The organism is Brevibacillus sp. MCWH, assembly GCF_013096935.1.
Lineage (GTDB): Bacteria > Bacillota > Bacilli > Brevibacillales > Brevibacillaceae > Brevibacillus > Brevibacillus aydinogluensis.
This window is the reverse complement of sequence record NZ_SDLF01000033.1, coordinates 1-13,356: the sequence shown is the minus strand read 5'-3', so window position 1 is coordinate 13,356 and position 13,356 is coordinate 1. Positions and strand designations below refer to the sequence as shown.

Genomic DNA, 13,356 nt, shown 5'->3' with positions numbered 1-13,356 from the left:
TGCGGACGGGATAAGCGCTGAAAGCATCTAAGCGTGAAGCCCCCTCCAAGATGAGACTTCCCACAGCGTCAAGCTGGTAAGACCCCTCAAAGACGATGAGGTTGATAGGTTCGGTGTGGAAGCGCGGCAACGCGTGGAGCTGACGAATACTAATCGGTCGAGGACTTATCCACTCCAATGATCCTTTGCCTCCATGCATGTCCAGTTTTGAAGGCGCGAAGTCTTCAACGTTCCTCGGTAGCTCAGTCGGTAGAGCAATCGGCTGTTAACCGATCGGTCGGGGGTTCGAGTCCCTCCCGAGGAGCCATACGCGGAGAGTTACCCAAGAGGCCGAAGGGGACGGTTTGCTAAACCGTTAGTATGCGAATAGCGTAGCGAGGGTTCGAATCCCTCACTCTCCGCCATATCCCTTACAACATTCATAGTGCGTGGCGGTGTAGCTCAGCTGGCTAGAGCGTTCGGTTCATACCCGAAAGGTCGGGGGTTCAAGCCCCTCCACCGCTACCATCCTAAGTTGCGGTCGTGGTGGAATTGGCAGACACACCATCTTGAGGGGGTGGCGGGGCGACCCGTGCGAGTTCGAGTCTCGCCGACCGCACCATCAGCAACATGGCCCGTTGGTGAAGTGGTTTAACACAGCAGCCTTTCACGCTGTCATTCAGGGGTTCGAATCCCCTACGGGTCACCATATGGAGGCTTAGCTCAGCTGGGAGAGCATCTGCCTTACAAGCAGAGGGTCGGCGGTTCGATCCCGTCAGCCTCCACCATTCTTACACGATGTTTTTTCACCGTCGCGGGATGGAGCAGTCCGGTAGCTCGTCGGGCTCATAACCCGAAGGTCGCAGGTTCAAATCCTGCTCCCGCAACCAAATCTGGAGCTGTGGTGAAGCTGGAGTTCACGCCGGTCTGTCACACCGGAGGTCGCGGGTTCGAGTCCCGTCAGCTCCGCCAGATACTTTCCTCGGATCATAATGGCGCACCGAGAACCGCTTACGGTTCGGTAGCTCAGTCGGTAGAGCAGAGGACTGAAAATCCTCGTGTCGGCGGTTCGATTCCGTCCCGAACCACCATTTCCTTTCATAGGATTTTGCCGGTGTAGCTCAATTGGTAGAGCACCTGACTTGTAATCAGGGGGTTGTGGGTTCGATTCCTATCGCCGGCACCACGTATCACGCATTGGGGTATCGCCAAGCGGTAAGGCAACGGACTTTGACTCCGTCATTCCTAGGTTCGAATCCTAGTACCCCAGCCATTTTCATGAGCCATTAGCTCAGTTGGTAGAGCATCTGACTTTTAATCAGAGGGTCGAAGGTTCGAGTCCTTCATGGCTCACCAGTTTTTACAACCCCACAAGTGAGCAATGTACTTGTGCATCATCGGTTTGCTTTGCGGGGACCCCAAGACGTATGCGGGTGTGGCGGAATTGGCAGACGCACCAGATTTAGGTTCTGGCGGGAAACCGTGGGGGTTCAAGTCCCTTCACCCGCACCATAGCAGATCGGGAAGGTTTGCGAATCGTGCAAGCCTTTTACACTGTGATGCAGCATGTTCCAGTATCTTCTTTTGGAAGATTTGCCTGTGAAAGCTGTGCTGTACTGGATCTTTTCATTACTCATCTTGAATACCATGCGGACGTAGCTCAATTGGTAGAGCGTCGCCTTGCCAAGGCGAAGGTCGCGGGTTCGAGACCCGTCGTCCGCTCCATTATTTCTGCTCTCTGTACGTGCGTCGGAGAGACATCTTGCTTATGTGCCCTTAGCTCAGCTGGATAGAGCGTTTGACTACGAATCAAAAGGTCGGGAGTTCGAATCTCTCAGGGCACGCCATAACATTGCATATCGAACCGCAGAGTAGGAGAACTTCCTACTCTTTTTTTCTATAAGCGGTTTCTCAATTTTACAACTATTAACGTTTTTTTCCTTGTCACTGCCAAGCTAATCCAGTACGTTAGGAGTAGATTTTTTCGACTAAAGTCGCGGATGGTCATGGACAAGCTGTCAGGCCATTGCGATTGCCGTACTGGACGATAACACGGGAACAGGAGTTGTGTCACCATGAATCAAATGAAATTGGAACAGACTCACCCTGCTGTGGAGAAATTGATTGGGAATATCGAGAACGTGTTGATTGGCAAACGGTCGATCATTGAGTTATGCGTGACGGCCATCTTGGCAAACGGCCATGTATTGTTGGAAGACGTTCCGGGCGTGGGCAAAACTATGCTGGTCCGTGCGTTGGCTCGCTCGATCGGGGGGGACTTCAAACGCATTCAGTTTACGCCTGACTTATTGCCGACGGACGTGACGGGCGTGGCGATCTATAATCAAAAAAGCATGGAATTTGAGTTTCGCCCCGGTCCCATCTTCGCCAATGTGATTTTGGCCGATGAAATTAACCGGACATCGCCCAAAACCCAGTCGGCCTTGCTGGAAGCAATGGAAGAACGCTCGGTCACGGTAGACGGAGTGACGTATCGGTTGGCGGAGCCATTTTTCGTTATGGCGACGCAAAACCCCCTGGAGTACGAAGGAACCTTTCCGCTGCCGGAAGCGCAGCTGGACCGTTTTCTCCTGCAGCTTCGCCTGGGCTATCCCACAGTGGACGAAGAAATGCGCATGCTGAACCGCTTTGCTGCAGCCAATCCGCTGGAACAGCTGGAGCCGGTGATGACTGCGGACGATCTGGCCGAGCTGCAGCGCCAGGTCGCCGCTGTCAAGGTATCGGAGTCGGTCAAGGAGTATATCGTCCGCCTGTGCCACCGGACGCGCGATCATCACCAGGTCTACTTGGGCGTCAGCCCACGGGGCGCGCTGGCGCTGTTCCGAGCTGTGCAGGCGCTGGCGTTCGTACGCGGACGGGATTACGTCATTCCCGATGACGTGAAGGAACTGGTGCCTGTGACCTTTGCCCACCGGATCATTCTCAAACCGGAAGCGCGTCTGGAAGGAGCGACAATCGACCGGATTCTGTCCGCGATCCTGTCGGAAACTCGCGTGCCGGTCAGCTAGAGGCGGTGACGCGTATGAAAGAATTGATATCCGGGAAGAGCAAGGCACTTGTGCTGATCGCGATCACGTACGCGTTTGCCAAGTTTCAAGGCGGATTTGCCAGTTGGTTTTTGTTCTACAGCTGCCTGGTATTCTTGGCGTACGAAGTGCTTGCCTTTTCCCTCATGTTTACCGGCCTTGAAGTTGAACGTGAAATCGATCGTTCGCGCCTGCAAGAAGGAGAGGACGTGATCGTGACCGTCCGGCTGAAGCGGAGGATTTGGTTTCCGCTGGGGTGGAACATGGTGATCGAACCTCTGCCCGAACGGCTGGCCGGTGTGTATGAGCCGCACCGTCAGCTTGTCTTTCCCTGGTTCAAGCGCAGCGTGGAGTTTCGCTACGTCATTCCGGGACTGCCGCGCGGCTACTATCACCTGGAAGCATGCGTCATCAGCGGCGGCGATTTTTTCGGGTTTATCGAGCGGCGGCGAACGTTCCCCCTCTCCAACGACTTATTGGTCTATCCCCGCTACCGGGAGCTAAACAGCTGGTCGTTGGGAGACGGCAACTTCAGCGGGACGATTCACGTCTCGCACCGCTATTCGGATGATGTTGCGGCAGTGCGGGGCGTCCGGGACTATCAGCGCGGCGATCGGATGAGCCAGATTCACTGGCGGGCGTCGGCCAGGGGAACCGGGCTGAAGACAAAGGAATTCGAGCACCAGGCGATGAACCAGGTCGTGTTTTTTCTCGACGTGGAAAAAGAGCATTATCAGAACAAGCCGTTCCAGCTGTTTGAAACAGCAGTCAAACTGACCGCCAGCCAGACCGCGTACGCCAACCGCAACCAGTATCACTACGGATTGGTGTACAAGCAAAAGGATCGGGTGGCCATTCCGCCGGCCTGTTCTCCGACGCATTTTTTCCGGGTATTTGACCAGTTGGCCCGCGTCATGCCGGAGGGGACGGACTCGTTTGTCCGCATCCTTCGTCGGGAAGCGCTGGAGCAGCCGCCGGGCGTGACGCTGACAGTGATCACGGCCTGCCTCGACAAGGAGCTGGTCGACCTCCTGACCCGGTTGTCCCATCGAGGCCGGCGCGTCCAACTGCTGTATGTGCACGACGATCCTTTGTTGTCGCTCGACGAGAAGCAGGCCCTGCGGCTGCTGGCATCAGGCAGGGTCACCTGCAAGGCGGTTCCGATGAGCGATGTCGAAGAATGGAAGCGGATCGGAGGTGCGTGACGTCATGAGCGTATGGAAGCGACCCAAAGGATTTGAGTGGATCGCGGCTCTGCTCTTGTTTCTGATGCTGCGGGAGTGGCTGCTGCCGCTTCAGGAGCTGACTGACACCGGCACCCTGGCGCCGTTTTTGGCGATTGCCGCTGGCGTACTGCTGATCGACCTGGTGGTGCCGTACCGCTGGCTGACGTTTCCGGTCAAGCTGGTGGGCCTCCTGGTGATTTTGCACAGCAGTTTTTTTGCCATCTCGTTTTTCGACGGGCAATGGCTGAGAGAGCTGTTTGTCCGGGTCGTTCACGACCTGCCGCTGGCGCTTCAACAGGAGTGGACGGCCATGACGCCGCTCTCGCGCAATGCGCTGTTTGATCTGCTCCTCGTGGTGTTGATTTCGATGCTGTCGTATCTGGTGCTGGAACAGCGGCAGGGGCTGTGGTTTGTCTTTCTGACCGAACTGTACCTGGCCGTGCTGGATACGTTTATGCCGTATGAAGCAGACGGGGGGATCGTCCGCACCCTTGTGTACGGATTTTTGCTGTTGGCTGTCACCCAGCTGCTCGTCATGTCCAACAAGGCGCCCATTACCGGCGGTCGGCGCTGGACGCTGTGGAAATCCTTGTTGGCACCAGTGCTGATTGTGGCGGTCACGGTCGGCATCGCCAACGCGGCGCCGAAAAAGGAAGCTTCCTGGCCGGACCCGATCGCGTTTCTCACTGGACAAAAGGGCGGTCTTGGCGACGGGTTGATGAAAAAGGTGGGGTACGACAACAACGACGAGCACCTGGGCGGTCCGTTTACGATGGACGAGACCGTGGTGTTCATGGCCATCACCAATGAGCGCTCCTATTGGCGCGGCGATTCCAAAGACGTGTATACGGGGAGCGGATGGAAAAAAAGGGACGGGGAGTTCGACGAGATCCTGACCCCGAAATCGTATCGATGGAATCACGCGCTGTTTGAGGGGATGGAGACGAAAGAGGTAAAGGCTTCGCTGGAATTTCAGGGGCCGAAGTTTCCGACCGTCTTTTACCCGGGACAGTTGAAACAACTGACGGACTACACCCCGTCGAAGGCGACGCTGGTGTACGACAAGGAACATCAGCATGTGGAAGTGCGGAACGGCACGATCAGACTGGTGAAGCAGTCCGGAAGAGGAGCGGCGGTGGGCCCCCATACGCAGATGTTGAATCTGGACAATTACCAACTGGTGGCGGAAGTGCCGATCATCAGTGAAAAGGCGATGATCCAGGCGGGCACCGACTATCCCGAAGCGATCAGGCAGCGCTACCTGCAGCTTCCCGACAGCCTGCCGCCGAGAATCCGCGATCTGGCCCAACAGGTGACCAAGGACGCGAAAACACCGTACGAAAAAGTGCGGGCGATCGAGAATTACCTGCGCACCAGCGGAGAATATAAATACGAGACCAAGGATGTGCAAATGCCCGCACCGGGCGAGGATTTTGTCGACCAGTTTCTGTTTGAGACCCGCAGGGGGTACTGCGATCACTTTTCCACCTCGATGGCCGTGATGCTGCGGACGATCGGCATTCCCGCCCGCTGGGTAAAAGGCTTTGCTCCCGGTCATCGGGTCGGCAGCGACGGCAACGGGAACGAACTGGTGGAGGTGCGCAACAAGGACGCCCACTCCTGGGTGGAAGTGTACTTCCCGGGTCACGGCTGGATTCCGTTTGAGGCGACCAGCACGTTTGTGTCGCCGATCCGTGTAAAATACGACCGGCAGACGACGGAGCAGCAAGCGCCGCTCCCGCTGCCAGACCTCGGCGGAACAACGGCCGAGGAGCGGAGAAACGGACGGCTTGACGAGTTGGAAGGATCAGTCGGCACCTCTGGCTCGTCGATTGACATTCCGTGGCAGGTGTACGCGTTTGGACTGGGACTGCTGGCTGTGGCCGGGGCGGTGGCCTGGAAGCGCAGGCGGCACTTTGCTGTCTGGTGGCTGCAGCACCAGATGAGCAGCTATCCGAACGACAGGTACGAGGATCGCTACAGGCTGCTGCTGCGTTTGGTGGAGCACCTGTACAGCCGCCGCCGACAGGGGGAAACCCTGCGCGAATACGTCAGCCGCCTGGTCATCTCCGGCGACAAGCGGCAGGACTTGTGGTACCTGACCCATGTGTACGAGCGCATGCTGTACGGCTATAAGGATATCGAAGCCAAGGCACGCTCGGTGGCGGAACAAGTGATCGAACGGCTTACCCGTCAACTGAAACCTTGAACATTCACCCGCAGTCTGTTAGAATGTCCTTCAATGAGACTCGTATAATCTCAGGGATAGGGCCTGAAAGTTTCTACCGCTCGACCGTAAATCGAGCGACTACGAGGAGAGGACTTCGGATTTTTGTACATGCAACCGCACAAGTGTACACAAACTGGGACTCTGCCTCCGCGTCGGTAAACCGGAGGCGACAGTCCCGGTTTTTTTGGGGCCGGACCTTAGCGGGCCGTACATCCGAGGGCAGGGTGGAAACTTCCGGTGACAACCTGGCGTAAACAGGATAAGGAGGATATACATGGACAAGCCAATGGAAATGGTCGTCGTTCTGGATTTTGGAGGGCAGTACAATCAGTTGATCGCGCGGCGTGTTCGCGACCTGGGCGTGTACAGCGAGCTGCTGCCCTACAATACGCCGGTGGAAAAAATCAAGGAGATGCAGCCGAAGGGGATTATATTCTCCGGCGGTCCTGCCAGCGTGTACGAAGAAGGGGCGCCCAAGGTGGACCCGGCCATTTTTGATCTGGGCGTGCCAGTGCTGGGCATCTGCTACGGCATGCAGTTGATGAGCCACATGCTCGCCGGCAAGGTGGAGCGCGCCGGGAAGCGCGAGTACGGCAAGGCTGAGCTTCGCCTGCAGCAGCGACACAGCCTCTATGACAAGTGGGACGAAAACGAAATCGTCTGGATGAGCCACTCCGACAAAGTGGTGGAGCTGCCGGAAGGGTTCCGCGTGGATGCGGTCAGCGACAGCTGTCCGGTAGCGGCGATCAGCAATCCGGAGCGCAAGCTGTACGGCGTTCAGTTCCACCCGGAAGTGCGCCATACGGTAAAAGGAAACGAGTTTATCGCCAACTTCCTGTTTCATATCTGCGGCTGTGAAGGCACCTGGAGCATGACCACCTTTATCGAGGACGAAGTCAAGCGCATTCGCGAAACCGTGGGTGACAAGAAAGTCCTGTGCGCGCTGAGCGGCGGGGTCGACTCCTCCGTCGTGGCGGCATTGATTCACAGAGCGATCGGCGATCAGCTGACCTGCATGTTCGTGGATCACGGCCTGCTGCGCAAGGGAGAAGCGGAAAGCGTCATGGAGACGTTCGCCGAGAAGTTCAACATGCGCGTGATCAAAATTGACGCACGCCGCCGCTTCCTCGACAAGCTGAAAGGCGTCACCGATCCGGAGCAGAAGCGGAAGATCATCGGCAACGAATTCATTTACGTCTTTGACGAAGAAGCGTCCAAGCTGACCGACATGGAGTTCTTGGCGCAGGGAACGCTGTATACCGACATCGTGGAAAGCGGAACGGCAACGGCCCACACGATCAAGTCCCACCACAATGTGGGCGGTCTGCCGGAAGACATGAAGTTCAAGCTCATCGAACCGCTGAAAACCCTGTTCAAGGACGAAGTGCGCAAGCTGGGGACCGAACTGGGCCTGCCGGACGAAATCGTATGGCGCCAACCGTTCCCGGGACCGGGTCTGGGGATTCGCGTCCTGGGCGAAGTAACGGAAGAAAAGCTGGAGATCGTTCGGGAATCGGACGCCATCCTGCGAGAAGAGATTGCCAAAGCGGGCCTGGAACGGGAAATCTGGCAGTACTTTACAGCGCTGCCCGACATGAAGAGCGTGGGCGTCATGGGCGACGTTCGCACTTACTCCTACACGGTGGGCATCCGCGCGGTCACCTCGATCGACGGCATGACGGCTGACTGGGCGCGCATTCCTTGGGATGTGCTGGAGAAAATCTCCACCCGCATCGTAAACGAGGTAGAGAACGTCAACCGCGTCGTGTACGACATCACCTCCAAGCCGCCGGCAACCATTGAGTGGGAATAACCGGATATTAATCGATAAGGAAAAATTAACGTTCGTATTTTCCGTTGACATTAAATATTCTTCCTGATACACTTCTCGTTGTGAACAGGTAAGGAAGAAGGTTCGTATAATCCCGGGAATATGGCTCGGGAGTTTCTACGAGGTCGCCGTAAACGGCCTGGCTACGAACGAAACGTCAACGGGATGCGTCTGCAGATCTTATCATTCTGTTTTGCCCGGTGTGTTTTGTTCGGAGTCGAGGCGTTGTTTGCGCCTCGACCTTTTTCATTTGCCGCAAACAATACTTGGGGGGTCTATTCGGTGCGGAAGTATTTTGAATTTGACAAGCTGGGCACCAACTACCGCCGCGAGACAATCGCCGGCATAACCACGTTTTTGGCCATGGCCTACATCCTGGCTGTCAATCCGTACATGCTCAGCGGGGCGGACCTGCCGCCGGAGCTGAAAGCGAACTATCCGGAATTCGGAGCCGTCTTTACCGCGACTGCGCTGGCAGCCGCCATCGGGACGCTGGTGATGGCTTTTGTCGGCCGTCTGCCGATTGCGCAGGCGCCGGGCATGGGGCTGAACGCCTTTTTCACCTACACCGTCGTGCTGACGATGGGCATTCCCTGGCAGCAAGCGCTGGCCGGCGTATTTCTCTCCTGCTCGATTTTCCTGCTGCTGTCGCTGACCGGCATCCGCGAAGCGATCGTCAACTCCATTCCGCAGGGGCTGAAAAACGCGGTATCGGCCGGGATCGGTTTGTTTATTGCCTTCATCGGACTGAAAAATGCCGGTATCATCGTCGACAACCCGGCAACATTCGTCTCGCTCGGCCATCTGACGATACAGGAAGGCATGAAACCGGAAGAGATTTTGGCTGTGAAAAACGCGCTATTGGCCGTATTTGGCCTGATTCTCACTGCGGTGCTGATGTCCCGCAAGGTGAACGCGGCCATTTTCATCGGCATGCTGGTGACCGCCATTGTCGGGATGTTCTTTGGGCTGGTCAACCTGCCGGAGAAGATCGTCTCCATGCCGCCGAGCCTGGCACCTACGTTCGGCGCTGCGTTCCAGTACCTCGGCGATTTCTCCGCGCTGTTCAGCATGAAGATGCTGATCGTGGTATTCACGTTCCTGTTTGTGGACTTCTTTGACGCGACCGGTACGCTGCTGGGTGTGGCCAGCCAGGCAGGTCTGTTGAAAGACGGCAAACTGCCGCGTGCGGGCAGCGCCCTCGCTTCCGATGCAATCGCCGGGATGGCCGGTGCGGTGCTTGGCACGTCCACGACGACCAGCTACATCGAGTCGGCTGCGGGTGTAGCCGCCGGCGGACGGACCGGATTTGCCTCCGTGGTCACGGGTGCGCTGTTCCTGCTGGCGCTGTTCTTCTCGCCGGTACTCGCGGTTGTCACGCCTGCGGTAACGGCTCCGGCACTGATCATCGTCGGCGTGCTGATGGCGTCGCACATGGCGAACATCGCCTGGAGTGAGATGGAGGAAGCGTTCCCTGCTTTCCTGACGATTCTGATGATGCCGCTGACCTACAGCATCGCGTCCGGGATCGCCGCCGGATTTATCGTCTACCCGATCACCAAACTGCTGAAAGGCAAAGGCCGCGAAGTGCATCCGGTGATGTACGTGCTCTTCTTCGTATTTTTGGCGTACTTCATCTGGCTGCGGGAATAGAAACAGCATCACAAAGACTGTCGGCGCCTCGGCGCAGCAGTCTTTTTTTGCGTGAGATTGCGCAACGGATATCCGATATTGATCGATTGAATGATTAAAAACGAATGTTTTGATATCATGAAATTATTAACGTTCGGAATCAAGGTTGACAGGCGATCGCTCCCCCTGTTACACTGAAGATGTTGATAAGCGTGAGATCCATACTAGCCAGCCCAGGCGATGAGCGGCCAATGCGCGGCCGATGTCGTTTGGGTTTTCTTCTGACATTGACAGAGAGGAGCGAAGTGTGTCATGGTCAAACCGTTGGTGGGTGTCATCATGGGCAGCACGTCGGACTGGGAGACAATGAAGGACGCCTGCGCGATTTTGGACGAGCTCGCAATCCCGTACGAAAAGAGAGTGGTGTCGGCGCACCGCACGCCCGACCTGATGTTTGAATACGCCGAGAGCGCCAAAAGCCGCGGCCTTGAGGTGATTATCGCGGGAGCGGGCGGCGCTGCCCATCTGCCCGGGATGGTGGCGGCCAAGACGGAACTGCCGGTGATCGGCGTACCGGTCAAATCATCCAGCCTGAACGGTTTGGACTCGCTGCTCTCGATCGTACAAATGCCGGGCGGCGTGCCGGTGGCCACCGTGGCGATCGGCAAGGCAGGCGCGGTCAACGCCGGATTGCTGGCGGCCCAGATCCTCGGCATCAAGTATCCGGAGATCCAGGAGCGGTTTGTCGCCAGACGGGACGCGATCCGCAAGAATGTGTTGGAGGCAAGTGAATTGGCATGACGAACAGAACTCCGATCAAACCAGGCGCAACCATCGGGATTCTCGGCGGCGGCCAGTTGGGGCGCATGATCGCGTTGGCCGGCCGGGCCATGGGATACCGTTTCGTCACAATGGACCCGACTGAGGACGCGCCCTGCGGCCAGGCGGCCGACCGGCAGATCGTCGCCCGCTACGACGACGTGGATGCGGCCATGCAGTTGGCGAAGATCAGCGATGTGATCAGTTACGAATTTGAAAACGTGGACGCGCGCGTGGCGGAAGTGCTGGAAAGCCAGGCCTATGTCCCGCAGGGCAGCCGTCTCTTGCGCATCACCCAGAACCGCATCCGCGAAAAGACGGCGATCGCGGAGCTGGGGATTCCGGTGGCGCCGTTTCGCGTGATTGACTCGCTGGACAGCCTGCGGGCGGCGATTGCCGATCTGGGTCTGCCGGCGGTGATGAAAACAGCTACCGGCGGCTACGACGGCAAGGGACAGTGGGTCCTGAGAAGCGAAGCGGAGCTGGCCGAAGCGTATGATACGTTGTTCAAAGCGGGCACGGAACTGATCGTGGAACAGTTTGTGCCGTTTCAACTGGAGTTGTCCGTGATCGCGGCGCGCAATCCGTCCGGCGAGCTGGCCGTTTTTCCTGCGGCGGAAAATGTACACCGGGAGAACATTCTGCACCTGTCCATCGTGCCGGCGCGGGTGCCGGACGACATCCGGCAGCGGGCGGAAGCGATCGCCCGGACCATCGCCGAACGGCTGGACGTTGTCGGCCTGATCGCGGTCGAGATGTTTCTCACCGCAAACGGGGAACTCTATGTAAATGAGCTGGCCCCCCGTCCGCACAACTCCGGCCACTACACGATGGATGCCTGCGTCACTTCGCAGTTTGAGCAGCACGTGCGGGCCGTGTGCGACCTGCCGTTGGGCTCGACGGAACTGCTCTCCCCCGTGGTCATGGTCAACATCCTCGGGGAGCACTTGCAGCCGGTGCTGGACCGCATCGACCAGCTGCCGCGGACGGCCAAGCTGCACCTGTACGGCAAACACGAAAGCAAGCCCAAGCGAAAAATGGGGCATATAAACGTGCTGGCGCCCAGCGTCGAGGAGGCGCTGGCGCAGATTGATCGACTGGAAATCTGGACGAACCAAGCGGAGGTAAACCATGATTGATCGTTATACGCGACCGGAGATGCGCGCCATCTGGACCGAAGAAAACAAGTTCAAGGCGTGGCTGGAAGTGGAACTCCTCGCCTGCGAGGCGTGGGCCAAGCTGGGCGTCATCCCGGAGGAAGACGTGAAAAAGCTGCGTGAAAATGCCGGCTTTGACATCAAGCGGATTTACGAAATCGAAGAGGAGACGCGCCACGACGTCGTTGCCTTCACCCGCGCCGTCTCGGAAACGCTGGGCGAAGAAAAGAAGTGGGTGCACTACGGCCTCACCTCCACCGACGTGGTGGACACGGCGCTCTCCTACCTGCTGCTTCAGGCCAACAAGATTTTGGAAAAGGACCTGGAGGACTTTATCGCCATCCTCGCCGACAAGGCGCGCGAGCACAAGGACACCGTATGCATGGGACGCACCCACGGCGTGCATGCGGAGCCGACCACCTTTGGCCTGAAGCTGGCGCTCTGGCACGAAGAAATGAAGCGCAACCTGGCTCGTTTCCGCGCGGCGAAGGAAGAAGTGGCGTACGGCAAAATTTCCGGAGCGGTGGGCACGTACGCCAACATCGACCCGTTTGTGGAGCAGTACGTCTGCGAAAAGCTGGGACTGAAACCGGCCCCCATCTCCACGCAGACCCTGCAGCGCGACCGTCACGCCGAGTACATGGCGACGCTGGCGTTGATCGCCACGTCGCTCGAAAAGTTCGCGACGGAAATCCGCGGCCTGCAAAAGAGCGAAATGCGCGAAGTGGAAGAGCCGTTCGCCAAGGGACAAAAGGGTTCGTCGGCGATGCCGCACAAGCGCAACCCCATCGGCTGCGAGAACATCTCCGGCCTCGCCCGCGTCGTGCGCGGCCACATGCTCTCCGCCTACGAAAACGTTCCGCTCTGGCATGAACGCGACATCTCCCACTCCTCGGTGGAGCGCGTCATTTTGCCGGATGCGACGCAGCTGTTGAACTACATGCTGCGCCGCTTCATGAACATCGTGAAAAACCTGACCGTCTTCCCGGAAAACATGAAGCGCAACATGGACCGCACATTTGGCCTGATCTACTCGCAGCAGGTGATGCTGAAGCTGATCGAAAAGGGCATGAGCCGCGAGCAGGCGTACGACACCGTGCAGCCGCGCGCCATGCAGGCGTGGGAGGAACAGCGTTCGTTCCGCTCCATTCTGGAAGAGGACCCGACCGTGACCGCCACGCTGACCAAGGAAGAGCTGGACGACTGCTTCGACTACCGCTATCACCTGAAGCACGTGGATACGATTTTCAAACGTCTTGGACTGCTGTAATTGCTGCAAGCTGCGCATACAAACGCTCCCGGCAGGAATAGAGTGCACCCCTTAAAGTAGACATTGGAAAAACCCCTTGGGATAACCGATGTTACTTTAAGGGGTGAATTTTTTATGGCTATCAAAGGTCAAAAGTTCAAGCATTATCCTTTGTCGTTGAAAATG

General features: G+C 57.5%; 8 protein-coding genes, 15 tRNA genes, 1 rRNA gene and 2 riboswitches. All 24 genes read left to right on the top strand.

The annotated features are described in order from the left end of the window. A 23S ribosomal RNA gene (locus ETC00_RS18590) occupies nucleotides 1-173 on the top strand; the annotation flags it as partial. 58 nt (nucleotides 174-231) lie between these two features. Next, nucleotides 232-307, top strand: a tRNA-Asn gene (locus ETC00_RS18585). Between the two features lie 5 nt (nucleotides 308-312). Further along, nucleotides 313-404 (top strand) — tRNA-Ser (locus tag ETC00_RS18580). Nucleotides 405-430: 26 nt separating this feature from the next. Then, nucleotides 431-507, top strand: a tRNA-Met gene (locus ETC00_RS18575). A 9-nt stretch (nucleotides 508-516) separates the two neighbouring features. Then, nucleotides 517-601: transfer RNA gene (locus tag ETC00_RS18570), tRNA-Leu, on the top strand. Between the two features lie 10 nt (nucleotides 602-611). Further along, nucleotides 612-688, top strand: a tRNA-Glu gene (locus ETC00_RS18565). 3 nt (nucleotides 689-691) lie between these two features. Further along, nucleotides 692-767 (top strand) — tRNA-Val (locus ETC00_RS18560). Nucleotides 768-792: 25 nt separating this feature from the next. Beyond that, nucleotides 793-869, top strand: a tRNA-Met gene (locus ETC00_RS18555). Between the two features lie 5 nt (nucleotides 870-874). After that, a tRNA-Asp gene (locus ETC00_RS18550) sits at nucleotides 875-951 on the top strand. A gap of 43 nt (nucleotides 952-994) precedes the next feature. Beyond that, nucleotides 995-1,070: transfer RNA gene (locus tag ETC00_RS18545), tRNA-Phe, on the top strand. Between the two features lie 19 nt (nucleotides 1,071-1,089). Continuing rightward, a tRNA-Thr gene (locus ETC00_RS18540) sits at nucleotides 1,090-1,165 on the top strand. 12 nt (nucleotides 1,166-1,177) lie between these two features. Next, a tRNA-Gln gene (locus ETC00_RS18535) sits at nucleotides 1,178-1,252 on the top strand. Between the two features lie 7 nt (nucleotides 1,253-1,259). After that, nucleotides 1,260-1,335 (top strand) — tRNA-Lys (locus tag ETC00_RS18530). 73 nt (nucleotides 1,336-1,408) lie between these two features. Next, nucleotides 1,409-1,491 (top strand) — tRNA-Leu (locus tag ETC00_RS18525). Between the two features lie 137 nt (nucleotides 1,492-1,628). Beyond that, nucleotides 1,629-1,704: transfer RNA gene (locus tag ETC00_RS18520), tRNA-Gly, on the top strand. A gap of 45 nt (nucleotides 1,705-1,749) precedes the next feature. Next, nucleotides 1,750-1,826 (top strand) — tRNA-Arg (locus ETC00_RS18515). A gap of 228 nt (nucleotides 1,827-2,054) precedes the next feature. Then, nucleotides 2,055-3,008 (top strand): AAA family ATPase, encoded by a 954-nt coding sequence (locus ETC00_RS18510; RefSeq protein WP_171567589.1) that lies wholly within the window; start codon nucleotides 2,055-2,057, stop codon nucleotides 3,006-3,008. A gap of 14 nt (nucleotides 3,009-3,022) precedes the next feature. After that, on the top strand, nucleotides 3,023-4,231 hold the full coding sequence (locus tag ETC00_RS18505; protein ID WP_171567588.1) for a DUF58 domain-containing protein: 1,209 nt from the start codon (nucleotides 3,023-3,025) through the stop codon (nucleotides 4,229-4,231). 4 nt (nucleotides 4,232-4,235) lie between these two features. After that, nucleotides 4,236-6,461: a DUF4129 domain-containing transglutaminase family protein gene (locus ETC00_RS18500; protein WP_171567587.1), complete on the top strand. Its 2,226-nt coding sequence runs from the start codon at nucleotides 4,236-4,238 to the stop codon at nucleotides 6,459-6,461. A gap of 20 nt (nucleotides 6,462-6,481) precedes the next feature. Then, nucleotides 6,482-6,583, top strand: a riboswitch (purine riboswitch). 173 nt (nucleotides 6,584-6,756) lie between these two features. Beyond that, nucleotides 6,757-8,295, top strand: coding sequence for a glutamine-hydrolyzing GMP synthase (guaA, locus tag ETC00_RS18495; protein WP_171567586.1), 1,539 nt, complete (start codon nucleotides 6,757-6,759; stop codon nucleotides 8,293-8,295). Nucleotides 8,296-8,377: 82 nt separating this feature from the next. Then, nucleotides 8,378-8,479, top strand: a riboswitch (purine riboswitch). Nucleotides 8,480-8,595: 116 nt separating this feature from the next. After that, nucleotides 8,596-9,966 carry an NCS2 family permease gene (locus tag ETC00_RS18490; protein ID WP_171567585.1) on the top strand — a complete coding sequence of 457 codons (1,371 nt, stop codon included), beginning with the start codon at nucleotides 8,596-8,598 and terminating at the stop codon, nucleotides 9,964-9,966. A gap of 291 nt (nucleotides 9,967-10,257) precedes the next feature. Continuing rightward, a complete protein-coding gene (gene purE, locus ETC00_RS18485; RefSeq protein WP_171567584.1) occupies nucleotides 10,258-10,746 on the top strand; it encodes a 5-(carboxyamino)imidazole ribonucleotide mutase in 489 nt (162 codons plus the stop codon). Continuing rightward, complete coding sequence (purK, locus tag ETC00_RS18480; RefSeq protein ID WP_171567583.1) at nucleotides 10,743-11,903, top strand: 5-(carboxyamino)imidazole ribonucleotide synthase; 1,161 nt, start codon at nucleotides 10,743-10,745, stop codon at nucleotides 11,901-11,903. The genes purE and purK overlap by 4 nt, the downstream gene beginning before the upstream one ends. Further along, a complete protein-coding gene (gene purB, locus ETC00_RS18475) occupies nucleotides 11,896-13,191 on the top strand; it encodes an adenylosuccinate lyase (RefSeq protein WP_171567582.1) in 1,296 nt (431 codons plus the stop codon). Before purK ends, purB begins: the two co-directional genes overlap by 8 nt. Nucleotides 13,192-13,356: the final 165 nt, after the last annotated feature.